The sequence below is a fragment of the Nonomuraea sp. NPDC004580 genome (assembly GCF_040609855.1).
Classification (GTDB): Bacteria; Actinomycetota; Actinomycetes; order Streptosporangiales; family Streptosporangiaceae; genus Nonomuraea; species Nonomuraea salmonea.
Genome location: NZ_JBEXLH010000030.1, coordinates 23,703 through 48,676 on the forward strand (window position 1 = coordinate 23,703; position 24,974 = coordinate 48,676).

Annotated in this window: 24 protein-coding genes; 15 read left to right on the forward strand and 9 right to left on the reverse strand. The window is 71.4% G+C overall.

The annotated features are described in order from the left end of the window. Positions 1 to 30: 30 nt before the first annotated feature. The 4 genes from tsf (at position 31) to ABZW11_RS27435 (ending at position 3,255) form a co-directional block, all read left to right on the forward strand. Complete coding sequence (tsf, locus tag ABZW11_RS27420) at positions 31 to 864, forward strand: translation elongation factor Ts (protein ID WP_355422678.1); 834 nt, start codon at positions 31 to 33, stop codon at positions 862 to 864. Between the two features lie 145 nt (positions 865 to 1,009). Next, the gene (gene pyrH, locus ABZW11_RS27425) at positions 1,010 to 1,708 is read left to right on the forward strand and encodes a UMP kinase (protein ID WP_355422849.1); all 699 of its coding nucleotides are present in this window, start codon (positions 1,010 to 1,012) and stop codon (positions 1,706 to 1,708) included. 43 nt (positions 1,709 to 1,751) lie between these two features. Next, a complete protein-coding gene (gene frr / locus ABZW11_RS27430; RefSeq protein ID WP_355422681.1) occupies positions 1,752 to 2,309 on the forward strand; it encodes a ribosome recycling factor in 558 nt (185 codons plus the stop codon). Positions 2,310 to 2,415: 106 nt separating this feature from the next. Then, positions 2,416 to 3,255 carry a phosphatidate cytidylyltransferase gene (locus ABZW11_RS27435; RefSeq protein ID WP_355422683.1) on the forward strand — a complete coding sequence of 280 codons (840 nt, stop codon included), beginning with the start codon at positions 2,416 to 2,418 and terminating at the stop codon, positions 3,253 to 3,255. A 1-nt stretch (position 3,256) separates the two neighbouring features. Here the strand turns inward: ABZW11_RS27435 and ABZW11_RS27440 are convergent, their stop codons facing one another. After that, positions 3,257 to 4,279, reverse strand: coding sequence for a suppressor of fused domain protein (locus ABZW11_RS27440; RefSeq protein ID WP_355422686.1), 1,023 nt, complete (start codon positions 4,277 to 4,279; stop codon positions 3,257 to 3,259). Between the two features lie 119 nt (positions 4,280 to 4,398). Between ABZW11_RS27440 and rlmN the strand changes: the two genes are divergently transcribed. Further along, positions 4,399 to 5,499 carry a 23S rRNA (adenine(2503)-C(2))-methyltransferase RlmN gene (rlmN, locus tag ABZW11_RS27445; RefSeq protein ID WP_355422689.1) on the forward strand — a complete coding sequence of 367 codons (1,101 nt, stop codon included), beginning with the start codon at positions 4,399 to 4,401 and terminating at the stop codon, positions 5,497 to 5,499. A gap of 124 nt (positions 5,500 to 5,623) precedes the next feature. On the opposite strand, the gene ABZW11_RS27450 is transcribed toward rlmN, so the two are convergent. Next, on the reverse strand, positions 5,624 to 6,295 hold the full coding sequence (locus ABZW11_RS27450) for a hypothetical protein (protein ID WP_355422692.1): 672 nt from the start codon (positions 6,293 to 6,295) through the stop codon (positions 5,624 to 5,626). Next, positions 6,292 to 7,014 (reverse strand): ATP-binding cassette domain-containing protein, encoded by a 723-nt coding sequence (locus ABZW11_RS27455; protein ID WP_355422695.1) that lies wholly within the window; start codon positions 7,012 to 7,014, stop codon positions 6,292 to 6,294. Before ABZW11_RS27455 ends, ABZW11_RS27450 begins: the two co-directional genes overlap by 4 nt. Before the next feature lie 88 nt (positions 7,015 to 7,102). Between ABZW11_RS27455 and ABZW11_RS27460 the strand changes: the two genes are divergently transcribed. Then, positions 7,103 to 7,651 (forward strand): DivIVA domain-containing protein, encoded by a 549-nt coding sequence (locus ABZW11_RS27460; protein ID WP_355422698.1) that lies wholly within the window; start codon positions 7,103 to 7,105, stop codon positions 7,649 to 7,651. Here ABZW11_RS27460 and ABZW11_RS27465 read toward each other — a convergent pair. Then, on the reverse strand, positions 7,648 to 8,313 hold the full coding sequence (locus ABZW11_RS27465) for an HAD family hydrolase (protein ID WP_355422701.1): 666 nt from the start codon (positions 8,311 to 8,313) through the stop codon (positions 7,648 to 7,650). The two genes, ABZW11_RS27460 and ABZW11_RS27465, sit on opposite strands and share 4 nt — an antisense overlap. A gap of 19 nt (positions 8,314 to 8,332) precedes the next feature. Here ABZW11_RS27465 and ABZW11_RS27470 point away from each other — a divergent pair, with 19 nt between their 5' ends. Beyond that, complete coding sequence (locus ABZW11_RS27470) at positions 8,333 to 8,815, forward strand: GNAT family N-acetyltransferase (protein WP_355422704.1); 483 nt, start codon at positions 8,333 to 8,335, stop codon at positions 8,813 to 8,815. 7 nt (positions 8,816 to 8,822) lie between these two features. Here the strand turns inward: ABZW11_RS27470 and ABZW11_RS27475 are convergent, their stop codons facing one another. The 5 genes from ABZW11_RS27475 to iolC all read right to left on the reverse strand — a co-directional run bounded on the left by ABZW11_RS27475 (position 8,823) and on the right by iolC (position 14,648). Further along, positions 8,823 to 10,064, reverse strand: coding sequence for an AI-2E family transporter (locus ABZW11_RS27475; RefSeq protein ID WP_355422852.1), 1,242 nt, complete (start codon positions 10,062 to 10,064; stop codon positions 8,823 to 8,825). Positions 10,065 to 10,127: 63 nt separating this feature from the next. Beyond that, positions 10,128 to 11,975, reverse strand: a complete 1,848-nt coding sequence (gene iolD / locus ABZW11_RS27480) for a 3D-(3,5/4)-trihydroxycyclohexane-1,2-dione acylhydrolase (decyclizing) (protein WP_355422707.1) — start codon at positions 11,973 to 11,975, stop codon at positions 10,128 to 10,130. Then, positions 11,972 to 12,811, reverse strand: coding sequence for a 5-deoxy-glucuronate isomerase (iolB, locus tag ABZW11_RS27485; protein WP_355422710.1), 840 nt, complete (start codon positions 12,809 to 12,811; stop codon positions 11,972 to 11,974). Before iolB ends, iolD begins: the two co-directional genes overlap by 4 nt. Next, positions 12,808 to 13,698, reverse strand: coding sequence for a deoxyribose-phosphate aldolase (locus ABZW11_RS27490; protein ID WP_355422855.1), 891 nt, complete (start codon positions 13,696 to 13,698; stop codon positions 12,808 to 12,810). The genes iolB and ABZW11_RS27490 overlap by 4 nt, the downstream gene beginning before the upstream one ends. Positions 13,699 to 13,709: 11 nt before the next feature. Continuing rightward, a complete protein-coding gene (gene iolC, locus ABZW11_RS27495; protein ID WP_355422713.1) occupies positions 13,710 to 14,648 on the reverse strand; it encodes a 5-dehydro-2-deoxygluconokinase in 939 nt (312 codons plus the stop codon). Positions 14,649 to 14,910: 262 nt separating this feature from the next. Between iolC and ABZW11_RS27500 the strand changes: the two genes are divergently transcribed. Genes ABZW11_RS27500 through ABZW11_RS27535 form a run of 8 tightly spaced genes read left to right on the forward strand, consistent with a single transcriptional unit; the run spans position 14,911 to position 24,961 of the window. Next, positions 14,911 to 16,305: an extracellular solute-binding protein gene (locus tag ABZW11_RS27500; RefSeq protein ID WP_355422716.1), complete on the forward strand. Its 1,395-nt coding sequence runs from the start codon at positions 14,911 to 14,913 to the stop codon at positions 16,303 to 16,305. Then, complete coding sequence (locus tag ABZW11_RS27505; protein WP_355422719.1) at positions 16,280 to 17,206, forward strand: sugar ABC transporter permease; 927 nt, start codon at positions 16,280 to 16,282, stop codon at positions 17,204 to 17,206. Before ABZW11_RS27500 ends, ABZW11_RS27505 begins: the two co-directional genes overlap by 26 nt. Continuing rightward, positions 17,203 to 18,021, forward strand: a complete 819-nt coding sequence (locus ABZW11_RS27510) for a carbohydrate ABC transporter permease (RefSeq protein WP_355422722.1) — start codon at positions 17,203 to 17,205, stop codon at positions 18,019 to 18,021. Before ABZW11_RS27505 ends, ABZW11_RS27510 begins: the two co-directional genes overlap by 4 nt. Continuing rightward, the gene (locus ABZW11_RS27515; RefSeq protein ID WP_345398051.1) at positions 18,021 to 19,085 is read left to right on the forward strand and encodes an ABC transporter ATP-binding protein; all 1,065 of its coding nucleotides are present in this window, start codon (positions 18,021 to 18,023) and stop codon (positions 19,083 to 19,085) included. Before ABZW11_RS27510 ends, ABZW11_RS27515 begins: the two co-directional genes overlap by 1 nt. After that, a complete protein-coding gene (locus ABZW11_RS27520; RefSeq protein ID WP_355422725.1) occupies positions 19,082 to 20,275 on the forward strand; it encodes a CehA/McbA family metallohydrolase in 1,194 nt (397 codons plus the stop codon). Before ABZW11_RS27515 ends, ABZW11_RS27520 begins: the two co-directional genes overlap by 4 nt. Further along, a complete protein-coding gene (locus tag ABZW11_RS27525) occupies positions 20,266 to 21,159 on the forward strand; it encodes a TIM barrel protein (protein ID WP_355422728.1) in 894 nt (297 codons plus the stop codon). The genes ABZW11_RS27520 and ABZW11_RS27525 overlap by 10 nt, the downstream gene beginning before the upstream one ends. After that, complete coding sequence (locus ABZW11_RS27530) at positions 21,156 to 22,235, forward strand: Gfo/Idh/MocA family oxidoreductase (RefSeq protein ID WP_355422730.1); 1,080 nt, start codon at positions 21,156 to 21,158, stop codon at positions 22,233 to 22,235. Before ABZW11_RS27525 ends, ABZW11_RS27530 begins: the two co-directional genes overlap by 4 nt. Further along, complete coding sequence (locus tag ABZW11_RS27535) at positions 22,232 to 24,961, forward strand: glycoside hydrolase family 38 C-terminal domain-containing protein (RefSeq protein WP_355422733.1); 2,730 nt, start codon at positions 22,232 to 22,234, stop codon at positions 24,959 to 24,961. The genes ABZW11_RS27530 and ABZW11_RS27535 overlap by 4 nt, the downstream gene beginning before the upstream one ends. Positions 24,962 to 24,974: the final 13 nt, after the last annotated feature.

Consider the following 24,974-nt stretch of genomic DNA (forward strand, 5'->3'; position numbering starts at 1 on the left):
GACGACGAAATCCCACAAGGAAAAAGAGCAATGGCTTCCGTGAACATGGCCGACGTCAAGCGGCTTCGCGAGATCACCGCTGCCGGCATGATGGACTGCAAGAAGGCGCTCGAGGAGGCCGAGGGCGACTTCGACCGCGCCATCGAGCTGCTGCGCCTCAAGGGTGCCAAGGACGTGGGCAAGCGCGAGGCCCGCACCGCGTCCAACGGCCTCGTGGCGCTCAAGCAGGACGGCGACTCCGCCGCCGCGCTGCTCGAGCTCAACTGCGAGACCGACTTCGTGGCCAAGGGCGAGCGCTTCCAGGAGCTCGCGGGCCAGGTCGTGGCCCACGTGCTGGAGACCCGTCCGGCCGACGTGACGGCGCTGCTGGAGTCGTCCTTCGACGGTAAGACCGTCAAGGAGCACCTCGACACGGCCAACGCCGCGCTGGGCGAGAAGATCGAGATCCGCCGCTTCGAGGTGCTCGAGGGCGGCTACATCGGCTCCTACATGCACAAGACCGACCCGGCCCTGCCGCCGGCGGTGGGCGTGCTGGTCCAGCTCGACAAGCCGAACGCCGAGGTCGCCAAGGACATCGCGCAGCACGCCGCGGCGATGGCGCCGACGTACCTCAAGGCCGACTCCGTGCCCGCCGAGGTCGTCGAGAAGGAGCGCAAGCTCTTCGAGGAGATGACCCGCGAGGAGGGCAAGCCGGAGGCCGCCATCGGCAAGATCGTCGAGGGCCGCGTGAACGGCTGGTACAAGGACTTCACGCTGCTCCAGCAGGCCTTCGTGAAGGACAACAAGAAGAGCGTGGGCAAGTACGCCGAGGAGAATGGCGTCGAGGTCCTGGGCTTTGTCCGTTTCAAGGTCGGTCAGGCTTAGGCTTAGGCAAGCCGCGAGCTCAACGATCCACCGAATGAAGGAGGCCGCCGCCGTGCAGGACCACCGGGAGTCAGCCCACGAATCCACACGGACGGCGGCTTCCTCATCTCAACACCCGCAGAGCCCGCTGAGGTGGAAGCGGGTGATGCTGAAACTGTCAGGAGAGGCGTTCGCCGGCAGCGAGCCGCTGGGCATCGACCCTGTCGTGGTCGATCATCTGGCCGACTCGATCGCCGAGGCGGTCAAGGAGGGCGTCCAGGTCTCGGTCGTGGTCGGCGGCGGCAACATGTTCCGCGGCGCCACCCTTTCGCAGGGCGGCATCGACCGGGCCAGGGCCGACTACATGGGCATGCTCGGCACCGTGATCAACTGCCTGGCCCTGCAGGACTTCCTCGAACGGCGGGGCGTGGAGACACGCGTGCAGACCGCCATCACCATGCAGCAGGTGGCCGAGCCGTTCCTGCCGCGCCGGGCGATCAGGCACCTCGAGAAGGGGCGCGTGGTCATCTTCGGCGCGGGGCTGGGCTCGCCGTATTTCTCGACCGACACCGCGGCGTCCCAGCGGGCCCTGGAGATCGGCGCCGAGGCGCTGCTCAAGGGCACGCAGGTCGACGGGATCTACGACTCCGATCCCCGCAAGAACCCCGACGCGGTCCGGTTCGACCACCTCGACTACGGCGAGGTGCTGCTGCGTGACCTCGCGGTCATGGACGCCACCGCGATCAGCCTGTGCAAGGACAACGATCTGCCGATCGTGGTCTTCGACCTGATGGGCGAGGGCAACATCCTGCGAGCGGTACGCGGTGAGAAAATCGGCACGCTGGTGAGTCCCGCAGGCAAATGACGGAGCGAGCCCGACACCGCCAGCTAGAAGACAGGGAGCCGCTGTGATCGACGAAACCCTCCTCGAAGCCGAGGAAAAAATGGACAAGGCCGTATCGGTGGCGAAGGAGGACTTCGCCTCCATCCGTACGGGCCGCGTCACCCCCTCGATGTTCAACAAGATCAACGCCGAGTACTACGGCACGCCGACGCCGATCCAGCAGTTGGCGTCCTTCCACGTGCCCGAGGCTCGCATGGTCCTCATCCAGCCCTACGACAAGAGCTCGATGGGCGCGATCGAGAAGGCCATCCGCGACTCCGACCTCGGCGTCAACCCCACGGACGACGGCCAGGTGATCCGCGTGACGTTCCCCGAGCTGTCGGAGGAGCGCCGCAAGGAGTACATCAAGGTCGCCAGGAGCAAGGGCGAGCACGCCAAGGTGTCGGTGCGCAACATCCGCCGCTCCGCCAAAGAGGTCCTCGACAAGATGATCAAGGACGGCGAGGCGGGCGAGGATGAGGTCAGGCGGGCCGAGAAGGAGCTCGACGACCTCACCCAGAAGCACGTCGCCAAGATCGACGAGCTGCTCAAGCACAAGGAAGCCGAACTGCTCGAGGTCTGAGCGGCGCGCCGCACGGCGGGCCGCGTCCTGCGGGCCGTCTCACGTAGCGGGTCTGCACTGCGGCCCTCGCCGCTGACGGCGGGGGCCGTGGCATATGGAGAAGTCTGTGGAAGAACGTACGGCTGGCACCAGCTCGAGCGGCGGCAGCCGTACCGGAAGGAACCTGCCTGCCGCGATCGCGGTCGGGGTGGTGCTGGGCGCGCTGGTCCTCGGCACCATCTACACGGTCAAGGAGCTGTTCCTCCTGGTCGTGGTGGGCTGCGTGGGCGTCGGTGTGGTCGAGCTGACCAGGGCGTTCGCCACCCGTGACATCGCGGTTCCCGTTCCGCCGGTGCTGGTGGGGCTGGTGGCGATGCAGGCCGGCGCCTACTGGGGCGGGCCGCTGTGGATGCTGGCGGCGTTCGCGGTGTTCGCGTTCGTGCTGCTGATCTGGCGGATGTTCAGCGCCGGCACCGACGGTTACGTACGCGACGCGTCGGCGTCGGTGTTCACGCTGTTCTACCCGGCGATGCTGAGCGCGTTCGTGGCGCTGCTGCTCAAGCCCGACGACGGCAGCCACCGGGTGTTGATCTTCATCGCGGTGACGGTGGCGAGCGACATCGGCGGCTACATCGCCGGCGTGCTGTTCGGACGCCACCAGCTCACGGCGATCAGCCCCAAGAAGACCTGGGAGGGGCTGGCGGGCTCGCTGGTGGCCTGCATCGCGGTCGGAGGCTGGCTGGTGACCTGGCTGCTGGGCGGCGAGCTGTGGCAGGGCGCGCTGATCGGGACGCTGGGTGCGCTGCTCGCGACCGTGGGCGACCTGATCGAGTCGATGATCAAGCGGGATCTCGGCATCAAGGACCTGGGGACGATCCTGCCGGGGCATGGCGGGCTGATGGACCGGCTCGACTCGCTGGTGACGACGCTGGTGCCGGTCTGGCTGCTGATGACGATCTTCTTCTAGCTCAGTGCTGGTGGGCCTGCATCGCCTGGACGGTGATGGGGGAGAGCCAGAGCCAGCGGACGGCCTCACCCCCGAATGCGAATCCTGACATGTCAGGCATGTGGGGTGGGTTGGCCTGCATGAGCACCCCCGAGTACTGCGGGCCCAGCGGGAACGTCGCCGGCTCGTGATACCACTTGGCCGTGTGGCCGTGGCCCAGCCAGGTCACCGAATGCCACGGATATTGACACAACCACACCAGCAGCAGCGCCGCGTCGCGCGGGTCGTCGCGGGTGGCCACGGCCAGCTCGACCCTCGCGTACGCGCCGGGCCGGTCGATCCACTGCTCGACCGTCGGCATGCGCTGGCAGCTCATCCCCACCGTCGACAGCACGGTGAAGCCGCGCTCGCCGTGCGGCGGCCGCTCGGTGATGCCGACGGTCGGCAGCCGCTCGCCGCTGGCGTCCCAGTAGCGGCCCGCCGGGCCCAGCACCTCGTCGAGGTGACCCATCACGAACTGCTGGAACGACGGCCACGACCCCTCGCTGTGCCGCCAGCGCCAGTAGGATCTGGCGTTCGAGATACGGGGCCGCAGCCCTTCGAGCGCCTCCGACAGCGCCCAGGCGAACGGCGACTCTCCCACCGCGTCGCGCGCGTACCCCGGCATGCCGCGGCTCATGTCTGCCCAGCCGGGGATGACCGCGAGCAGTTCGTCGTCCTCATAGAGCGCCACGCCGTCGCCCTCCTCGAACCACAGCGGGCTCAGCTGCCCCAGCGGGCGGCGGCCGTCGGGGTGCAGCGTGTTGGGGCGCGGCATGAGCGGCGGGCGGCCTGCGTTGATGCGGGCCAGGTCGACGACCAGCGGCGCGGGACGATGGTTGGCCAGCCACACGGCCCCGTGGACCGTGCCGTCGGGCGAGCACAGGTAAGCTACCGAGGAGTCCTCGTCCCGCTCGACGACGAGCGTCCGGCTCCCGTACGGGTTGCCGGCGGCGAGCACGACCTCGGTGCCACCCTCGCCAGATGCCGACCGAAAAATCGCCATACGAGATGACTGTAGATCGGCCGGAGACCAGGACGCGAGCCTCACAGTGACCAGGAATTCCACCTCCGATCCGAACGTTCACTACCCTGGTCGCAAACCCCTCAAGCAAAGGCAGCACAGTGTCCCAGCCTCCTGGTCAGCTCACCTTCGTCGCACCGCGACGGGCCAAGCCCGCCCGGCACCTGGCCGACCTGTCGATGGCCGACCGGCGGGCGGCGGTCACCGAGCTGGGCGAGAAGGCGTTCCGCGCCGACCAGCTCTCGCGCCACTACTTCGAGCGCCTCACCACCGACGTGCAGGCGATGACCGACCTGCCCGCGGCGGCGCGAGACAAGCTGGCCACGCTGCTGCCCGACCTGCTGACGCCGGTCAGAGAGCTGACCACCGACGGCGGCACCACGCGTAAGACGCTGTGGAAGCTCTTCGACGGAGCGCTGGTGGAGTCGGTGCTCATGCGTTATCCCGACCGGGTCACCATGTGCGTGTCGTCGCAGGCCGGTTGCGGCATGAACTGCCCGTTCTGCGCCACCGGCCAGGCCGGCCTGACCAGGAACATGTCGACCGCCGAGATCGTCGAGCAGGTCGTCGCGGGGGCCAGGGCCCTGGCGGCGGGCGAGGTGCCCGGCGGGCCCGGGCGGGTCAGCAACGTCGTGTTCATGGGCATGGGCGAGCCGCTGGCCAACTACAAGCAGGTCATCGGGGCGGTGCGGCGGCTGGTCGAGCCCGCGCCGCACGGGCTCGGCATCTCCGCGCGCGGCGTCACCGTCTCCACCGTGGGGCTGGTGCCGGCCATCGGCAAGCTCGCCGACGAGGGGCTGCCGGTCACGCTGGCGCTGTCGCTGCACGCGCCCGACGACGAGCTGCGCGACACGCTGGTGCCGATCAACACGAGGTGGAAGGTCGCCGAGGTGCTCGACGCCGCGTGGGCGTACGCGGCGCGGACCAAGCGGCGGGTGTCCATCGAGTACGCCCTGATCAAGGACGTCAACGACCAGGAGTGGCGGGCCGACCTGCTCGGCAAGCTGGTCAAGAACAAGCTGGTGCACGTCAACCTGATCCCGCTCAACCCGACCCCCGGCTCCAAGTGGACGGCCTCCCGGCCGGAGGACGAGCGGGCGTTCGTGCGGCGGCTGGAGTTCCACGGTGTGCCGGTGACCGTCCGCGACACGCGCGGCCGCGAGATCGACGGCGCCTGCGGCCAGCTCGCCGCCGCCGAATGAAGACCCGCCCAACTCCCGCACAGAGACCCGGCCCGCACAGAGACCCGGCCCGCACAGAAACCGGCCCGTGCGGGAAAGCGCGGCGCGGGCCCGTGCGGGGTGGGGCCTGGTCGGTCGTCCGAGGTTACGTACGGGTGCGGCGGAGCCAGGTATAGGCGGTCAGCGCGAGGGCGCACCACGCCAGGGAGATCGCGCCCAGCTCCGGCAGGCGGGTCACCAGTTCGCCGGCGTTCGCGGCTTTCATCCAGCCGATCAGCGGCACGGTGAGCCAGGCCGGGGCAGTGGCGCTGAGCAGGAGCATGGCCAGATAGCCGAGCACCAGGGCCATGATCGAGATGGCCGGTGAGGGGAGCACGGCCCTGCTGGTGAGGGCGCCCAGGGCGGTGCCGGTCAGGGCCGACACTCCGTACAGGAGGACTGCCGCCGCCAGCACGCCCGACGAGGGGCGCTCTGTGACGCCGAACAGGAGGGCCCAGAGCAGGGCGAGTGCCGCGAACACCGCACACGCCGCGAACGCCGCCAGCAGTCCCGCGGCCACCTCCTTGCCGCACCCGCCGACCTGGACGGCCGACATCTCCCGCTGCCGGTCGGGCTCCGTGTCGAGCAGGCTGCGGGCCGCCCAGGCGAGGACGGGGATCAGCAGTACGGCCCCGTCGGCCAGGACGGAGGCCTCCTCGCCGCGAGGGGCCCTGCTGCCGTGCAGGATCGCCAGCATGGCCAGGGTGAGCAGCAGCGCCTGGTAGACCCGGTGCGAGCGGACGTAGCCGGCGACACGGTAGACGGCCAGCGCGATCATGGGCTCTCCTCGATCCTGCGGGCCGCGTAGCCGTCCTCGCGCATCCTGGCCAGGAAGCCCGGCACCTCGTCGGCGGGCAGCGTGACCGCCACGGTGGCGTGGGCGGGCACGGCGGCGGGGGCGGCCGTGCCCTCCTTGAGGTGGCCGTCCATCATGGCCCACTGCCGCAGGCCGGGCAGGTCGCGCAGCCCGCCCTGGTGGTCGGAGGCGATGACGATGCCGCCCCGCCCGGCCACCTCGGCGGCGATCGCGGGCAGCGCCGCGCGCGTGTCGGCGTCGAGGCCGGCGAACGGCTCGTCCAGGATCAGCAGCCCCGGCTCGGCCATCAGCGCCTGCGCCAGGCCCACCTTGTGGGCGCTGCCCTTCGACAGGTCGCCGAGCGCGGCGCCGAGCAGGTGGCCCATGTTCAGGCGCTCGGCCCAGGGCTCCCAGCGGGCGCCGCCGCGTACGCGGGACATGTGCCGCAGGTACGCGGTCACCGTGAACGGCTGCCCGGTGGGAAACCGGTCGGGGGCGAAGCCGACGACCGCCGGCCGTTCGGTGATCGCACCCGACGTGGGCTTCGCGAGCCCGGCGAGCAGGCGCAGCAGCGTGGACTTGCCCGCACCGTTGGCGCCGGTCAGCTCGATCAGGTCGCCCGGCGCGAGACGTGCGTCGGCTTCTTCGATGACGAGCGGGTCACGTCTTCGATATCGGAAGGAGACTCTGGACAGACGCATGATCCTGTAACCGTATATGTCGGGTCGCAGGGCCGGGATAAAGGTCCGACAATGGAGACACCCCAGCACATCTCAAGAGGAGTGAGGCTTGAACCGCTTTCCACGCGTCATGGGCATGCGTTCAGGCTATGACCCCGTCGAGGTCGACGCTCTGATCGGGCGGATCGAGTCGACCCTGGGCCGGGGCTCCCACCTCCTGGAGCCCGTCACCGCCGATGAGGTGCGCAGCGCAACGTTCCGCGCCGTGCGCGGCGGCTACCAGGAGACCGCGGTGGACTTCGCGCTGGAGGCGTTCGTGGTGGCGCTGGAGACGCAGGCCAAGCGGCCCGTCCGGCTCGCCATGGCCGAGCCGACCGGCGACATGCTGCGCGAGGAGTGGTTCGAGACGCAGGCCGCCCGCGTCGAACGGGTCGGCTTCCGCTCGGGCCGCATGGGCACCGGCTACAACGAGGACGAGGTGGACGCCTTCCTCGACCGCATCGTGGCCACGCTGCGCGGCACGACCGACTACCCGGTGACGGCCAAGGAGGTGCGGACGGCGAAGTTCTCGACCGTGCTGTTCAGGGCCGGCTATGTGATCGCGGACGTCGACTCGTTCCTCGCGGGCATCGCCGACGTCCTCGATCAGCGTTCCTAGCGGGCCGCCTCGGCGTACGCGGCCTCGACGGCGGCGCGCAGGCCGTGCAGGTCGGGCTGGACGCGCTGGATCACCGACGGGTCCTCCGGCTCCTGGCCGAGCCGGTTGATCCACACGCGCGGCAGGCCGAGCCGGTGCGCGGGCACCTGGTCGTGGAAGTAGCTCTGGGCCACGTGCACCCATGCCTCCGGCTCGTACGCGCTCCTGAACACCTCGAAGTGCGCGAGCTCCGGCTTGTACGCCCCCGCCTCCTCCGCCGTCACCACCGCCTCGAACGGCACCGGCAGCCGCCGCAGCGCACCGGCCACCAGGTCGCGGTCACAGTTGGTGAGCAGCGCGAGCCGCCAGCCCGCCGCGCGCAGCTCCGCCAGGCCGGCCGCGACGTCGGGGAACGGCGGCCAGTACGGGATCGTCTCGCCCAGGATCGAGGCGTCGTCGGGGACCAGGTCCACCTTCTCCTCGGCGCACGCCCTGCGCAGCGTCTCGGCCAGCACGGCCCGGTAGCGCAGCACCGGCTTCGTGGTCTGCACCTCGGGCTCGTGCCGCGTGTACGCCTCCAGCAGCCGCTCGCCCCGCCCCGGGGCGACCAGTTCGGCGCCGGTGCGGATGCCGTGCCGCCAGTCGATCAAAGTGCCGTAACAGTCGAATGTCACCCATCGCATACGTCACATAATGGGGGCCATGTCGATATCCGTGCGTCCCATCGGTCCTGAGGACGAGCGTGTCGTGGCCCGCGTGCTCACCGAGAGCTGGGCGGGCACCACCGTGATGGCGCTGGGCAGCGGCGAGCTGATCGACGCCGCCGCGCTGCCCGGCTTCGTCGCCGAGCTGGACGGGGACGTGGCGGGGGCGCTCACGTACGCCGACCGCGGCGGCTCGCTGGAGATCATCACCATCAATGCCGTCGTGCCGGGCAAGGGGGTCGGGGCGGCGCTGCTCGACGCCGTACGGGCGGTGGCGGTCGCGCAGGGGCTGTCCAGGCTCACCCTGATCACCACGAACGACAACACCCACGCGCTGCGCTTCTACCAGCGCTACGGGTTCGACCTGGTCGCGCTGCACCGGAACGCGGTGGATCGGGCGCGCGAGCTGAAGCCGGACATCCCGGCCGAGGCGGATGGGATCCCGATCCGGCACGAGCTGGAGCTCGAACTCCTCCTCTGAACGGCACTCACGAGCACTCGGTGACCGGCCGCAGCCTGCCCGGCCCCTGACCGCCGGGGCCGGGGCCTGGAGATTCCTGGCCGGGCCGGGATGTGCCGAGCGGTCCTCCGAGCGGTCCTCCGTGCGGTCCTCCGTGCGGTCCTTCCTGCGGTCCTCCGTGCGGGCCCGCGGGCTGCGGAGGCGGGCCGGTCGGGCTGGTCGGGCCGGTCGGGCCGGGGCCGAGCGGGCCGGCGCCCGGAGGTTCTCGGCCGGGAGGGCCGGATTCTTCGGCGGCGCGGGCGCGGTGGAGCAAGGCGACGATGACAGAGGTCACCGGCGCGGCCAGGAACGCGCCCGCGATCCCGGCCACCACGCTGCCCACCGCGATCGCCACCAGGATCACCGCGCCGGGCAGGTCGAGCGCCTTGCCGTAGATCTGCGGCGCCAGCACGTGCCCTTCGAGCTGCTGCACGGCCACGGTCACGGCGACCACGATCAGCGCGACCAGCCACCCCTTGGCGACGAGCGCGACCACGGCGGCCAGCAGCCCGGCGACGAACGCCCCCACCACCGGCAGGAACGCCCCCGCGAACGTCAGCACCGCCAGCGGCAGCGCCACCGGCACCCCGAGGATCCACAGCGCGACGCCGATGCAGAACCCGTCGACCAGCCCCACGATGGCGACGCCCCTGATGTAGCGGCCGATGACGGTGAAGATGAGCGCCCCTGTCTCGGCCAGCTTGGGCCGGGCGGCGGCGGGTGCGAGGGCGGTCAGCCAGGGGAAGAGCCGGTCACCGGAGTGCACGAAGTAGACGGACAGGATGACGGCCAGCACCGCGCCGACCACGATCTCGCCCGCCGTCCTGACCCCGGCCAGCGCGCCGGTGGTGATCTGCCGGTTGCGCGAGGACAGGTAGTCGCGCGCCTGCGCGAGCAGTTGCCGGTCGTCGAACCCCAGCCGGACCGCCAGCCGGTGCAGGTCGTCGAGCACCTTGCCGACGCTCGCGCTCAGCTCCGTCAGGCTGGCCACGGTGGGCGGCACCAGCAGCGCGAACAGCGCACCGGCCACCACCAGGCCGCCGGTGAAGACGACGGCGGTGGCCAGGGCCGGCCCGGCGCCGCGCGACCTGAGCCAGCGGGCAGGCGGCACCAGCAGCGCCGTCAGGAAGACCCCGATGACGATGGACAGCGCCACCGTACGCAGATGATGGAGACAGAACAGGACCACCGCGACGACCGCGATCCACCCGAGCAGCCGCCACGGCTTCATCCCCACGCCCCCCGATCGTGCCTGGTCAGAGGAGTTCCCCAGGCCGATCGGGGGCAATCATGGCTAGGCGGGCGGCGCCAGGTGAGCGTGCTGGGAGCGCTTGCCGGCCGCGTACTCCTCCTTGGCCGTCCGCGTCGCGTCGGTGGTGGCGACCTGCGCCACGGGCACGTCCCACCACGCCTCGGACGAGGGCACGTCGTCGGCCAGGCGGTCCGTGGGCACGTAGATGACCGTGGTCTCGCTCGCCGACCGCGCCGTGTCGAGTGCCTTGCGCAGGTCGGCGACCGACTCGGGGCGCAGCACGGTCGCGCCGAGACTGGCCGCGTTGGCGGCGAGGTCGACGGGCAGCGGGCCGCCGTCGCTTGCCTGGTAGGCGGTGCCGAGGCGTTCGGCGCCGACGCTCTCCGACAGCCGCCCGATGGAGGCGAAGCCGGAGTTGTCGACCAGCACCACGATGAGCTTGACGCCGTCGGCGACGGCGGTGACGAGCTCCTGGGCCATCATTAGGTAGGAGCCGTCGCCCACCAGCACGAACACCTCGCGCTCCGGCACGGCCCGCTTGATGCCGAGCCCGCCGGCGATCTCGTAGCCCATGCAGGAGTAGCCGTACTCGACGTGGTAGCTGCCCGGGCCGCTGGGCCGCCAGAGCTTGTGCAGGTCGCCGGGCATCGACCCGGCCGCGCACACCACCACGCCGTCGTCGCCGGCCGCCGCGTTGACCGCGCCGATCAGCGCGGCCTGCGAGATCGGGGTGCGCTCCACCGCGTACGCGGCGTCCACGGCGGCGTCCCAGGCCCGGTTGAGCTCGGCGGCGCGCCCGCGGTAGCCGACGGGGGTGCTCCAGCCGGCGACCGCCTCGGACAGGTCGTTCAGCCCCTCGCGGGCGTCGGCGACGAGCTGCAGGCCGGACAGCTTGGCCGCGTCGAAGCCGGTGACGTTGACGTTCACGAAACGGGCGCCGGGCGCGAAGATCGTGCGGGAGGCGGTGGTGAAGTCGCTGTAGCGGGTGCCGACGCCGATGATCACGTCGGCCTCGCGGGCCAGCGCGTTGGCCGCCGTGGTGCCGGTGGCGCCGATCGCGCCGACGGCGAGCGGATGCCCGTACGGCAGCGCGCCCTTGCCGGCCTGCGTCTCGGCCACCGGCACGCCGTGCGCCTCGGCGAACGCGCGCAGGGCGTCGGTGGCCTCGCCGTAGATGGTGCCGCCGCCGGCCACGATGAGCGGGCGCTCGGCCGACCGGAGCAGCTCGGCGGCGCGGGCCAGCGCCGCGCGCTCCGGCCGGGGCCGCGGGACGTGCCAGACGCGGCGGGCGAACAGCTCCTCCGGCCAGTCGTACGCCTCGGCCTGGACGTCCTGCGGCAGCGCCAGCGTCACCGCGCCGGTCTCGGCCGGGTCGGTGAGCACCCGCATGGCGGCGAGCAGCGCGGACGGCAGCTGCTCTGGCCGGTTGATGCGGTCCCAGAACCGGGAGACCGGCTTGAGGCAGTCGTTGACCGAGACGTCGAAGGAGCGCTGGTCCTCCAGCTCCTGCAGCACCGGGCTGGCCACCCGGGTGGAGAAGATGTCGCCGGGCAGCAGCAGCACGGGCAGCCGGTTGATGGTGGCGCCCGCCGCGCCGGTGATCATGTTGGTGGCGCCGGGGCCGATCGAGGTGGTGCACACCAGCGTGGACAGGCGGTTGCTCGCGCGGGCGTAGGCGGCGGCCGTGTGGACCATCGCCTGCTCGTTGCGGCTGAGGTAGTAGGGCGGCTCGTCGCCTGAGGTGGCGAGCGCCTGGCCGACGCCGGCCACGTTGCCGTGGCCGAAGATGCCGACGACGCCGCCGAAGAACCGGCGTTCGACGCCGTCGCGCTCGCTCCACTGCTGCGCCAGGAAGCGGACGACGGCCTGCGCGACGGTCAACCGGATCATGACGTCCTCCCGAACGGCAGTCTGGGGTCGATGTCCTGGCCCGCCCAGGAGGAGCGGATCCAGGCGTGGCGCGGGTCGTCGCAGAACGCCATCGACCGCTGCTCCATGGGGCCCGCCAGGACGTTGAGATAGTAGAGGTCGTAGCCGGGCGCGGCCATGGAGGGGCCGTGGTAGCCGTACGGGATGAGCGCCACGTCACCCGAGGCCACTTCGGCGAGCGTGTCGATGTGGCCCCGCTCGGAGGAGTAGACGCGCTGGTAGCCGAGGCCGTCACCGGCGACCTCGAAGTAGTAGATCTCCTCCAGCACCGCCTCGCCCGGGTTGGGCGTGTCGTGCTTGTGCGGCGGATAGGAGGACCAGTTGCCGCCGGGCGTGAGCACCTCGACGGCCATCAGCTTGTCGCACTCGAACGCGTCGGGCGCGCAGAAGTTGTTGACCTGGCGGCTGGCCTGGCCGGCCCCTCTGATCTCGACGGGCACCTCGGATGCGGGCACGTGGCGCGGGTCGAACCTGCGGGTGGCGCGCGCCGAGGGCAGCGCGACACGGCCGGCGCCGGTCAGCGTCACCTCGGTGCCGATCGGCACGTACGCGAAGTCGGACGGCCCGTCGAAGACGGAGGCGCGCCCGGCCAGCTCGAACGTCCGCCCGGGGATCGTGACCGTGCACGAGCCGGCCAGCGGCAGGACGAGCAGCTCCTCATCGCCGGTCTCGAACGTGACCGGGCGCTCGCCCAGGTCCGTCACCCGCAGCCCCGAGTACGTCCAGCCGGCCAAGGACGGGGTGACCTCCACCGTCCAGGGGTCGCGGGCGGCTTTGCCGTGAGGAAGGTAGGTCATGCACGAACCTCTCGCACCAGGGCCGCGGCACCGTCGACCGCGGCCGCCACGTCGTCGTCCGGGGGATAGAGCAGGGCGCGCCCGACGACCAGGCCGCGCACGCCCGGCAGGCTCAGGGCGCGGTGCCAGTCGGCGTAGGCGGCGTCGATGTCGGGCGGGTCACCGCCGAGGAGCAGCGCGGGCAGCGTGGTGGCGGCCATGACGCGTTCCATCTCGGCCACGGCGGGGATCTTCAGCCACGTGTAGGCGGAGGTCACGCCGAGCGCCTGGGCGATGCTGATGGCCTTGATCACCGCGTCGGGGGACAGGTCGTTGCGTACGACGCCCGACTCGTTACGGCCCGACCAGAACGGCTCCACCATCGCCACCAGCCGCCGCCTGGCCAGGTCGCTGACCGCCCGCGCGCACGACTCCAGCGTGGCGACGGTGGCGGGGTCGGACGGGTCGATGCGGCAGAGCATCTTGCCGCCGTCGAGCCGCATGGCGTCGATGGAGTCGGCGTCGAAACCGGTGAAGCGGTCGTCGAGCTCGAACACCGAGCCCGCCAGGCCGCCCCTGTTCATGGAGCCGAAGGCGAGCTTGCCTTCGAGGGCGCCGAGCAGCAGCAGGTCTTCCAGGACGTCGGGGGAGGCCAGGATGCCGTCCACGCCGGGCCTGGCCAGCGCCACGCGCAGCCGGTCGAGCAGGTCGATGCGGCTGGCCATGGCGAGCGGCCGGTCGCGCACGCCGAGCGCGCCCCTCGCCGGGTGGTCGGCGGCGATGATGAGCAGCCGCCCGCCCTCGCCGGGCAGGCCGCGCCGCTCCCTGCGGGCCGCGGCGGCGGCGATCTCGCCGGGGCTGGTGGCGCGGATGCGGGTGAGCCGCCCGTAGTCGGCCGCCTTGGGCAGCGTGATGTCGCTCACGAGCGGGCCCCGTTCAGCAGGTCGTCCACCTCGGACGTGGTGGGCATGGCGTCGGCGCAGGCCAGGCGGGCGGCCACGAAGGCGCCGGCGGCGTTGGCGAAGCGCAGGGTGCGTTCGAGCGGCCAGCCGCGCAGCAGGCCGAGGCAGACGGCGCCGCCGAACGCGTCTCCCGCGCCGATGCCGTTGACGACCTCGACCTTCATCGGCTCGACCAGCGCGCTCTCCTCGGCGGTGCGCGCGAACACGCCTTCGGGGCCCATCTTCACGATCGCGACGCGTACGCCGGCGTCGAGCAGCGCCTGCGCGGCGGCCTCGGGGTCGCGGACGCCGACCGCGACCTCCACCTCCTCCTGGTTGCCCACGGCCACGTTCGCGTGCGGCAGCGCGCGCCGCGCGGCCTCGTGGGCGGCCGCGCGCGACTCCCAGAGGCTCGCCCGGTAGTCGAGGTCGAAGACGGTCCAGCCGGAGGTGCGCGTCTCGAGCGCGGCGGCGTGGGCAGCGGCGCTCGGCTCCTTGCTGAGCCCGGTCAGCGAGAACCAGAACAGCGGGGTGCGGGCGATCGCGCCGAGGTCGAGCATGGACGGCTCGATGCGCAGGTCCGGCGGATGCTCACCGCGGTAGAAGTAGATGGGGAAGTGGTCGGGCGGGAAGATCTCGCAGAACGTCACGGGGGTGGGTGCGCCCTCGATGGTGCTGACGAAGGCGTCGTCCACGCCGAAGCCGCGGATCGCCCGGCGTACGTAGTCGCCGAACGGGTCGGCCCCCACTCCGGTGATCACGGCGGGGCGCAGCCCGTGGCGAGCGGCGGCGACGGCCACGTTGGTGGGGCTGCCGCCGAGGAACTTGCCGAAGGTCTCGACGTCGGCCAGGCCGACCCCGGTCTGCAGCGGGTAGACGTCGACGCCGCAGCGGCCGATCGTGATCAGGTCGTACAACAGCACCTCCAGGGACGGAGCTTACCCTCGACACTATGGCATATTGTCATGACATTCGGATGTCCGCTATGTTGCGCTGTGTGCCCCGTCCGAAACCCCGTCGCTCACTTCTGCGGGCGCGGGACGTGAAGATCGCTCCTGCCTGGGAAAAGGCGCAGCATGTGGGCACTTCCTTGATCATGGCCAGGTCTTTACGTCATCTGAATGTCATGACATATTGGCCCATGGCTGCCTCCCTTTATGGACACGTCGGAGGGTTTGCATGGCATTGCGGAAACGGTCATTGGGTGTGGTCGCGGTCATCACCGCGGCCGGTCTGGGGCTCGCCGCGTGCGGCCAGTCCTCCGGCGGTGGTGAAGGCGGCGACGCCATCGAGCTGACGATCACCCAGAACGCCATCGCGGGCGGCAAGAACGCCGCCGCCGCGAAGTTCGTCGCCGACTGGGTGATCCCGAAGTTCGAGGCGGCCCAGAAGGCCAAGGGTAAGAACGTCACGGTCAAGTTCGTACCCAGCGGCGTCGACGACGAGCAGTACAAGACCAAGCTCTCGCTCGACCTCAAGTCAGGCAAGGGCGCGGACGTCATCGACATCGACGGCATCTGGGCCGGCGAGTTCGCCGAGGCCGGCTACCTCAAGCCGCTGTCGGAGCTGGTCGGCCCCGAGGCCGACAGCTGGGACGGCTGGGGCCAGATCCCCGAAGCCGTGCAGAGCATGACCGAGTTCAACGGCAAGAAGTACGCGCTGCCCGTCGGCACCGACGGCCGTGTCCTCTACTTCAACAAGAACCTCTTCGCCAAGGCCGGGCTGCCCGCCGACTGGCAGCCGACGAGCTGGCAGGAGATCCTCGACGCCGGCGCCAAGCTCAAGGGCTCGGGCGTGCCCGTGCCGATCCAGATCAACGCCGGCACCGCCATGGGCGAGGCCACCTCCATGCAGGGCGTGCTGCCGCTGCTCGCCGGCGCGGGCGGCGAGGTGCAGAAGGACGGCAAGTGGACCGGCGCGTCCCAGCCGCTCAAGGACGCCCTCGGCCTCTACCAGAAGATCTACGGCGGCGGCCTCGGCGACCCCAAGCTCCAGCAGGAGGCCAAGGGCCGCGACAAGTCGTTCCAGCAGTTCGCCGACGGCAAGATCGGCATCCTGATGGAGGGCGACTACTTCTGGCGCGGCGTGGTCAACCCCAAGACAGGCGTCGCCAAGATGGCCGACCGCGACCAGGTCGTCGGCTACGCGATGATCCCCGCCATCGAGCCCGGCAAGGGAATCCGCGGCCAGGACTTCGTCAGCATGTCCGGCGGCGCGCTGCGCACGGTCAACCCCAACAGCAAGCACCCCAAGGAGGCCTTCGAGCTGGCCGCCTTCACCCTCTCCCCTGAGGCGCTGAAGGAGGAGACCAAGGACGGCAACGTGCGCGTCGCCCCGCGCTCGGACGTCAACAAGGAGATCCTGGCCGGAGAGCCGCTGCTGACGTACATCTCGGAGAAGGTGCTCCCGGTGACGGCCTACCGCCCGCCGGTCGCCGTCTACCCGCAGGTGTCGGTGGCGCTGCAGGAGGCCACCGCGGCGGTCACCGGCGGCACCGCGCCCGACCAGGCCGCGGCCGACTACCAGAAGAAGCTTGAGGGAATCGTCGGTGGCGCAGGCAACATCGCCTCCTGAAGTAGCGACCGAGAGCGGCAAGGCCCGCTACAGCTCGGACGCGGCGGGCCTGGGCAAGGCCAGGGCCGGGGTCTTCATGACCCCAGCCCTGCTGCTCATCGCGGCCTTCCTCGTCTTCCCCGCGCTGTGGGTGCTCTATCTCGGCCTGACCAACTACCGCCTGACCGGGCTCGCCGCCGCCGATCCGCAGTTCGTCGGGCTGGACAACCTCCTCGACGCGGTCGCGAACCCGACGTTCTGGAGCTCGACCTGGCTCACCGTCGAGTTCGTGCTGGGCTCGGCGGTCATCGGGCAGGTCGGGCTCGGCTTCACCATCGCCTGGCTGCTGCGCGACAAGCGCGGCCCGCTCAAGCGGGTCGTCGAGGGCCTGGTCATCCTGGCCTGGATCCTGCCCAGCGCCATCGTGGCGTTCCTGTGGGTGGCGCTGCTCGACCGCGACGGCGGCACGCTCAACGCGCTGCTCGGCATGCCCGGCATGGCCTGGCTGCTCGACCACCCGATGCTGTCGATCATCGTGTTCAACACCTGGCGCGGCACCGCGTTCTCGATGATGTTGTACGGCGCCGCCCTCGGCAACGTGCCGCCCTCCCACCTGGAGAGCGCCCGCCTGGCCGGCGCCTCCGGCTGGCAGCAGCTCAGGGACGTCGTCTTCCCCCATATCAGGGGCCACATCCTGACGAACCTGCTGCTCATCAGCCTGTGGACGTTCAACGACTTCAGCCCGTTCCTGCTCACCGCCGGCGGCCCCGACGGCAAGTCCGAGGTGCTCGCCGTGCACGTCTACAAGGTGGCCCTGCAGGGCGGCGAGCTGGGCTACGGCGCCGCCGTCTCCACGATCATCCTGCTCATCAACCTGGTCGTGGCGGTGTTCTACCTGCGGCTGCTCAGGAGCAAGAAATGACGCGATTCGTCCTGGGCCGCATCGGGTTCTACACGCTGATCGCCGTGCTGCTGGCGTTCTTCACGATCCCGCTGCTGTGGCTGGTCACCGCGCCCTTCACCTCCGACCCCACCTACGAGGTGCGGCTGCCCGACTTCACCTGGGACAACTTCCAGGCCGTCATCGAGCACCCGTACGCGCTGCCGTCGCTGTGGAACTCCGTCGTGCTGTCGGCCGGCACCGCCGCGCTGGTCGTGATCTTCTCGGCGCTGGCCGCGTACGCGCTCAGCCGGGTGCGGCTGCCCGGCCGCGACGCCCTGCTGTACGGGCTGCTCCTGCTGTCGTCGATCATCACCGGCACGGCGGCCATGGTGCCGCTGTTCCAGCTCGCGGTGGAGCTGAACCTCATCGACTCGCAGATGGGGCTCATCCTCATCCTGACCGGCGGCCTGCTGCCCGCGGCGATCTTCATGCTCAAGGACTTCATGGACTCGACGCCGAAGTCGTACGAGGAGTCGGCCCGCGTCTTCGGGGCCACGCCGCTGCAGATCGTCCGGCACGTCGTGGTGCCCCTCGTCCGTCCCGGGCTCGCGACCATCGCCGTGTGGGCCGTGGCCAACGTGTGGGGGAACTTCCTGATGCCGTACCTGCTGCTCAGCGACGTGGAGAAGCAGCCGGCGGCGGTGATCACGTACACGCTGTACACCGAGGGCGGGCAGGCCAACCTCAGCATGCTGTCCACGTTCGGGCTGCTCTACTCGATCCCGGTGGTCCTCATGTACCTGTTCGTCAGCAAGAAGTACGGCTTCCGCTTCCACGGAGGGATCAAGCGTTAATGGCCGCCATCGAACTACGCGGGCTGACCAAGGTCTACCCGGGCGGGGTGACAGCGCTCGACGCGCTCGACCTGGCCATCCCCGACGGCGAGTTCTTCGCCCTGCTCGGTCCCTCCGGCTGCGGCAAGACCACGCTGCTGCGCACGATCGCCGGCCTGGAGACCGCCACCGGCGGCGCCGTCGTCATCGGCGAGCGCGACGTGACGGGCGTGCAGCCGGGCGGCCGGGACGTGGCCATGGTGTTCCAGGACTACGCGCTGTTCCCGCACATGGACGTCACCGACAACATCGCCTACCCGCTGCGCATCAAGAAGGTCGCCAAGAACACCCGCCGCGACAAGGCCGCCGAGGTCGGCGCGCGGCTCGGGCTGGAGCACCTGATGGACCGGCGGCCAGGGCAGCTCTCGGGCGGGCAGCAGCAGCGCGTCGCGCTGGCCAGGGTGATGGCCACGCAGGCGCAGGCGTTCCTGTTCGACGAGCCGCTGTCCAACCTCGACGCCCGGCTGCGGCTTGAGGCCAGGACGTTCCTCAAGAAACTGCAGCGCGAGCTGGGCGTCACCACCGTCTTCGTCACCCACGACCAGGCCGAGGCGCTGGCCATGGCCGACCGCATGGCCGTCATGGAGGCCGGGCACATCCGGCAGATCGGCACGCCGTCGGAGGTGTTCCAGCGGCCGGCCAACACGTTCGTCGCCGCGTTCATCGGGTCCACGCCGATGAACCTGCTCGACGGCACCGTACGAGGTGACACGCTGGACGTGGCGGGCTGCAAGGTCGCGGTCCCCGACTCGGCCGAGGGGCTGCTGTCCGACGGGGAGAAGATCGTGTACGGCGTACGTCCGGAATACCTCGCCTACTCCGCCGCGCCCGCCGACGGGGCGTTCGGCGGGAAGGTGGCCATCGTCGAGAACCTGGGCGCCTCCCACCTGGTGACCCTTGACGTCAACGACGTGAACGTGCAGGCCGTGGTGCCCGAGGGCAGCGAGCCCGCCGTCGGCGACGACGGCTTCGCCGTGCCCCGCCGCGACCGCGCGCTCGTCTACCGGAACGGAGAGCTCGTATGACCACCGGCCACTGGTCGCTGGACGACCGCCTGGAGCGGATCCTGCGCGAAGTGCCGTTCGAGGTGCCGCCCGGCACCGCCGCCGTGCACGTGAAACTGTCCTACGACAGGTCGCAGGGCGTGCTCGACCTCGGCTGCGGCGCACCGGACGGGTTCCGCGGCTGGTCGGGCGGCGCGCGCGACGAGTACACGATCACCCGCGACTGGGCCACCCCCGGCTACCTGCCGGGCGAGCCCGAGCCCGGCACCTGGAACGTGTGGCTGCGGCTGCACCGCATCCCGCCGCAGGGCCTCGACTACACGCTCGACATCACCTGCGAGCGCGCCGCCCCGCCGGAGCCCGTCGTCGCCGAGCCGCCGCACGGCGAACGCCCGCCCCGCAGGGACATCCCCGACGTCGGCGGCCTGCGCTGGTTCGCCGGCGACTTCCACGCCCACACCGTGCACAGCGACGGCGGCCTGACCATCGCCGAGCTGGCCGAGCTGGCCCACGGGCGCGGCCTCGACTTCCTCGCCGTCACCGACCACAACACGGTCAGCCACCACCCCTGGCTCGGCAAGATCGATCGGGGCGTCCACCTGCTGCCCGGCCAGGAGGTCACCACCGACCGGGGCCATGCGAACGTGTTCGGCGACGTCGGCTGGGTGGACTTCCGCCGGCCCGTCGACTCCTGGCACGACCACGCCGACCGCGCCGGCGGCGTGATGTCGATCAACCATCCGCTCGGCGGCGACTGCGCCTGGCTGCAGCCCATCGAGCGCCGTCCCCGCGTCGCCGAGGTGTGGCACTCCGGCTGGTGGGACCGCCGCTGGGGCGCGCCGCTCGCCTGGGCCGACGCCTGGCGCGACGACGTCATCGTGATCGGCGGCAGCGACTTCCACCGGCACGGCTCCGACGGCCTGCCGGGCGCGCCCACGACCTGGGTGCTCGCCGAAGGCACCGCCCCCGGCACGGACGCGGTGCTGGACGCCGTCAAGGCCGGGCGCACGGCCGTCTCAGCGGGCCCCGACGCGCCGCTCCTGCTGCGCCTCGGCGACGAGCTGCTCGCGCTGGACGCCGACGGCCTGGTCCTGGTCCGCCCCGACGGCACCCGGCAGGTCGTCCGCGGCGAGCGCGCCCTGCTGCCGGCCATCGACGGGCCGCACCGGCTGGAAACCCACGAGAACGAGGTGATCGCGCTATGCGCGTGAGGAAAGTCGCGAACGCCCCCGTCAGCTTCGGCGTGTTCGAGCTAAGCGACGCCCCGCCGCCGCTGACCGCCGACGAGATGGTCCGCGCCCTGGCCGACGCCGGCTACGAGGGCATCGACTCAGGGCCGATCGGCTACCTCGGCACCGGCTCCGAGCTGGCCGAGCGGCTGTCCGGCGCCGGGCTGCTGCTCGCCGGCGGCTGGGTTGACCTGCGCTACCACGACGCGGAGGCGTTCGAGCAGGACCTGGCCGGGCTGGACAGCGCGCTCGACTTCTTCGCCGCCGCCCCCGAGGGCGACCTGGCGCCCAGGCCCACGCTGGCCGCGCCCGGCACGCCCGAGCGGTTCGCGCGGCCCGGCGGGAACGCTCCCGGCCTGGCCGCCGCCGACTGGCCGGCCTACGCCGCCCGCATCCAGCAGGCCACCGACCGGTGCCGCGAGCGCGGCTTCGAGCCCGCCTACCACCACCACCTCGGCACGTACGTCGAGACGCCCGACGACGTCGAGCGGCTGCTGGAGCTGACCGACGTCGAGCTCTGCCTGGACACCGGCCACCTGCTGCTGGCCGGCGGAGACCCGGTCGAATGCCTGCGCAGGTGGGCGAGCCGGGTCACCCACGTGCACATCAAGGACGGCGACACCAAGATCCTCGCCCAGGCCCTGGCCGACGGCGTGGACCTGCGCGAGCTGATGGGCCGCGGCGGCTTCGCCCTCCTCGGCGAGGGCGAGCTCGACCTGCCCGCCGTCATCCGCACCCTCGACGAGATCGACTACTCCGGGTGGGTCATCGTCGAGCAGGACACCCTCCCGGGGCGGCGCAGCGTCGCCCAGAACATCGCCGACCAGGCGGCCAACCGCCAGAAGCTGAAGGACTTGGGACTGTGAGAATCGCGCTGGTGGGTTGCGGCGCCGTCACCCAGGCGGTCTACGTGCCGCTGCTGTCGCGCCGCCGCGACCTGTTCGAGGTGGTCGCCGTCTGCGACCTGTCGCGGACGCTGGCCGACGCCGTCGGCGATCGGCTGGGCGCGGGCAAGCGCTACACGGCGGTCGCCGACATGCTGGCCGACGGCGGGTTCGAGGCCGTCGTCGTGCTCGCGTCCGGCTCCCACGGCGAGACCGTGCGGCAGGCGCTGTCCGCCGGCTACGCCGTGCTCTGCGAGAAGCCGCTCGCCCTGACCAGGGCCGAGGTGGCGGCGCTGCCCGAAGGGCGGCTCATGGTCGGCTACATGAAGCAGTACGACCCCGCCGTGCGCCGCGCCGAGAAGCTGCTCGCCGAGCTGGGCGGGCCCGCCGCCATCAGGGCCGTCGAGGTGACCGTGCTGCACCCGAGCGGGGAGTCGCAGCTCGCCTTCGCCAACCTGACCCAGGCCCGCGACGTGGACCCCGGGCTGCCGGCCTCGCTGCGGGCCGCCGAGGACGAGCTGGCCTCCCAGGCGCTCGGCGCCGACGCGCCGAAGGCCGTACGCGACCTGTACGGCGTCGCGCTCGGCTCCATCTGCCACGACCTGTCGCTGCTGCGCCGCTTCACCGGCTCGCCCGCCGAGATCTCGTACGTCGAGACGTGGGGCGAGACGCCCGGCTCCATCGAGATCTCCGGACCCCTGCCCGAGACCGGCCGGTTCTCCCTCCGCTGGCACTACCTGGAGGACTACCCGGCCTACCGCGAGACCGTCGCGATCCACCACGACAGCGGCTCACTCGAACTGGTCTTCCCCTCGCCCTACCTCATGAACGCCCCCACCACGCTCACCGTGGTCACCCCGGGCGAGAGCCGTGCGGAATGGCGCGAGGTGACTGAGGCATTCGAGGTACAGCTGGCGGCCTTCCATGCTTACGTGAACGATGGCACGCCGCCGCTCACCGACGCGGGCGGCGGGCTCGAGGACATCGTCACGGCACAGCGGATCGCGGCCCGCTACGCCGTACAGCACGGACTGCCCATTGGAGGGGAAGCAGCGTGAGCACGGAGATCGTCGTCGTACCGCACACCCACTGGGACCGGGAGTGGTACGAGCCCTTCCAGCGCTTCAGGCTGCGTCTGGTGGCGCTGCTCGACGAGGTGCTCGACACCATGGAGCGCGAGCCCGACTACCACTTCACCCTCGACGGCCAGCTCGCCTGCGTGGACGACTACCTGGAGGTGCGTCCGGAGAACCGCGACCGCATCGCCGCGCTGGTCAAGGCCGGGCGGCTGGCCGTGGGGCCGTGGCAGATCCTGCTCGACGAGTTCCTGTGCTCGGGCGAGAACATCATCCGCAATCTGGAGCTCGGCATGGACAGGGCGGACAAGCTGGGCGGCGCCATGCCGGTCGGCTACCTGCCCGACATGTTCGGCCACACCGCCCAGATGCCGCAGATCCTGCGCAAGGCCGGGCTGCTGCACGCCTGCGTCTACCGCGGCGTGCCGTCCTCCGTCACCACCGACGCCTTCGCCTGGACCGCTCCCGACGGCACCGCGATCCGCACCCAATACCTGCCCGCCGGCGGCTACGGCAACGGGGCCCACCTGTTCCACGACAGCGAGGGGCTCAAGGAGCGGGCGGCGGCGTTCGTCAGGACCATGCGCGAGTGGCACGGGCCCGAGGGGTCGCTGCTCGCGATGTACGGTACCGACCACTCCGCCCCCGTACGCGGCCTGCCCGAGATGGTGGCCGCCATCGGCGCCCGCATGGACACCCTGTCCGGCTACATCGGCGCGTACTCCGGCGACGTGGACGGCCTGCCGCGTGTCCACGGCGAGCTGCGCTCCCACGCCCGCGCCAACATCCTGCCCGGCGTCATCTCCGTGCGCGCCCACGTCAAGCAGGCCATGGGCCGCGCCGAGCGGATGGTCGAGCGCTACGCAGAGCCGCTCGCCGCGCTCTGGGGCGAGGAGTGGCCAGGACGCTTCCTCGACATGGCCTGGTGGCGGCTCGTCGACGCCAGCGGCCACGACTCCGTCACCGGCTGCGGCGTGGACGACACCGCCCAGCAGGTCGCCGCCCGCATCGCCGAGGCCGAGCACCTCGGGCAGGCCGTTCGCGACATGGTGACCGCCCGCCTCGCCGAGGCCGCGCCGTCCGACGCCGTCGTCATCGTCAACCCGACGCCCCAGACGCGTTCCGGCGTCGTGATCCTCGACGTCGAGGGCACCGACCCCATCGCCGGCCCCACCGGCGAGGCCCTGCCCACCCAGCCCATCGAATACGCCCCCACGCTCCTGCTCGACCAGGAGATGGACCCGGCCGTCGCGCTCAGCTTCGTGCACGGCACCGAGCTGTACGGCCAGCACATCACCGACTGGAAGGTCGACGGCGACACCCTGGCCTTCACCGTGGCGCGCGAGACGTCCGTCGTGTTCGACGTGGACGACCTGCGGGCCGCCATCGACGGCGTCACCCGGGTCCGCATCGAGGCCGAGCAGCGCCGTACCGTCGCCGCGCTCGTCACCGCGCCGCCGCTCGGCCACACCACCGTCAGGCCCGCCCCTCGCGACGAGGTCTACGACCCCGACGCGCCGCAACCGCTGCCCAGCGAGCACCACCCGTCGTGCTGGCTGCGCTCCGACGACGCCCCGCTGCCCGTCCGCGGCGACGCCCAGGTGCTCGACAACGGGCTGGTGCGCGTCACCATCGCCGAGGACGGCCTGCTCGACATCGTCGGCGACAACGGCACCAGGATCACCGGCGCCGGCCGCATCGTGGACGGCGGCGACGTCGGCGACACCTACAATTACGCGCCGCCGCGCGCCGACCTCGTCGTCTCCCAGCCGGTGAGCGTCGAGACCGAGATGATCCTCAGCGGGCCGATCGTCGCCGCCGTGGACGTCCGCCGCACCTACCGCTGGCCCGCCGCCGCCGAGGCGATCGAAGGCATCCCCGAGGTGCCCGCACTCAACCGGCGCGCCGAGATGGAGGAGATCGTCGTCACCATGCGGGTCGAGCTGCGCGCGGGCGAGCCGTTCGTCCGGCTGCGCGTCGAGTTCGACAACCGGTGCGACGACCACCGCGTACGCTTCCACGTGCCGCTGCCCACGCCCGCCTCCGAGTCGCACGCGGAGGGGCAGTTCGCGGTCGTCACCCGGCCCCTGACCTCCGAGGGCGGCTGCGGCGAGACCCCGCTGCCCACCTTCCCCGCCTCCTCCTGGGTCGCCGCGGGCGGCGTGGCCGCGCTCCTTGAGCACGTCACCGAGTACGAGGTGAACGACGACGAGCTGGCGCTCACCCTGCTGCGCTCGGTCGGCTACCTCTCCCGCAACCGCAACACCCTTCGCCCCGAACCGGCCGGTCCTCAGCTGCCGACTCCTGCGGCGCAGTCGCGGGGGCTGCGGACGGTGAACCTGGCGCTCATGCCGTACCTCGGGTCCTGGGAGAAGGTCGTCCCCCATGCGGAGGCGTTCCGTCACGACCTGCTCGTGGTGCCGGGACTCGGCGACCGCTCCCTGCCCATGCCGCAGCCCGCCCCCGGCCTGTCGGTGACGGGCGACGGGGTGGTCATGACCTCGCTGCGCGACCGCGACGGCTGGCTGGAGCTCCGCGTCGTCGCCATGACCCCCAGCCCCACGGAAGCGGTCATCTCCACTGTCCAGGAGGCCCGCCACACCGACCTCAGAGGCCGCCCCGGCGCTCCGCTGCAGGTCACCGACGGCACCGTCCGCCTTCCCCTGTCTTCCTGGGAGATCGCGACCATCCAGTTCCGTAAACTCTGAGTAATGACTCGAA

Coding starts and splice junctions, on each gene's coding strand:
- ABZW11_RS27500 (WP_355422716.1), top strand. CDS start 14,911: ATGGCATTGCGGAAACGGTCATTGGGTGTGGTCGCGGTCATCACCGCG.
- ABZW11_RS27450 (WP_355422692.1), bottom strand. CDS start 6,295: ATGATCGCGCTGGCCGTCTACCGTGTCGCCGGCTACGTCCGCTCGCAC.
- ABZW11_RS27440 (WP_355422686.1), bottom strand. CDS start 4,279: ATGGCGATTTTTCGGTCGGCATCTGGCGAGGGTGGCACCGAGGTCGTG.
- tsf (WP_355422678.1), top strand. CDS start 31: ATGGCTTCCGTGAACATGGCCGACGTCAAGCGGCTTCGCGAGATCACC.
- ABZW11_RS27470 (WP_355422704.1), top strand. CDS start 8,333: ATGTCGATATCCGTGCGTCCCATCGGTCCTGAGGACGAGCGTGTCGTG.
- pyrH (WP_355422849.1), top strand. CDS start 1,010: ATGCTGAAACTGTCAGGAGAGGCGTTCGCCGGCAGCGAGCCGCTGGGC.
- ABZW11_RS27510 (WP_355422722.1), top strand. CDS start 17,203: ATGACGCGATTCGTCCTGGGCCGCATCGGGTTCTACACGCTGATCGCC.
- ABZW11_RS27455 (WP_355422695.1), bottom strand. CDS start 7,014: ATGCGTCTGTCCAGAGTCTCCTTCCGATATCGAAGACGTGACCCGCTC.
- ABZW11_RS27515 (WP_345398051.1), top strand. CDS start 18,021: ATGGCCGCCATCGAACTACGCGGGCTGACCAAGGTCTACCCGGGCGGG.
- iolD (WP_355422707.1), bottom strand. CDS start 11,975: ATGATCCGGTTGACCGTCGCGCAGGCCGTCGTCCGCTTCCTGGCGCAG.
- ABZW11_RS27465 (WP_355422701.1), bottom strand. CDS start 8,313: ATGCGATGGGTGACATTCGACTGTTACGGCACTTTGATCGACTGGCGG.
- ABZW11_RS27475 (WP_355422852.1), bottom strand. CDS start 10,064: ATGAAGCCGTGGCGGCTGCTCGGGTGGATCGCGGTCGTCGCGGTGGTC.
- ABZW11_RS27520 (WP_355422725.1), top strand. CDS start 19,082: ATGACCACCGGCCACTGGTCGCTGGACGACCGCCTGGAGCGGATCCTG.
- ABZW11_RS27525 (WP_355422728.1), top strand. CDS start 20,266: ATGCGCGTGAGGAAAGTCGCGAACGCCCCCGTCAGCTTCGGCGTGTTC.
- iolB (WP_355422710.1), bottom strand. CDS start 12,811: ATGACCTACCTTCCTCACGGCAAAGCCGCCCGCGACCCCTGGACGGTG.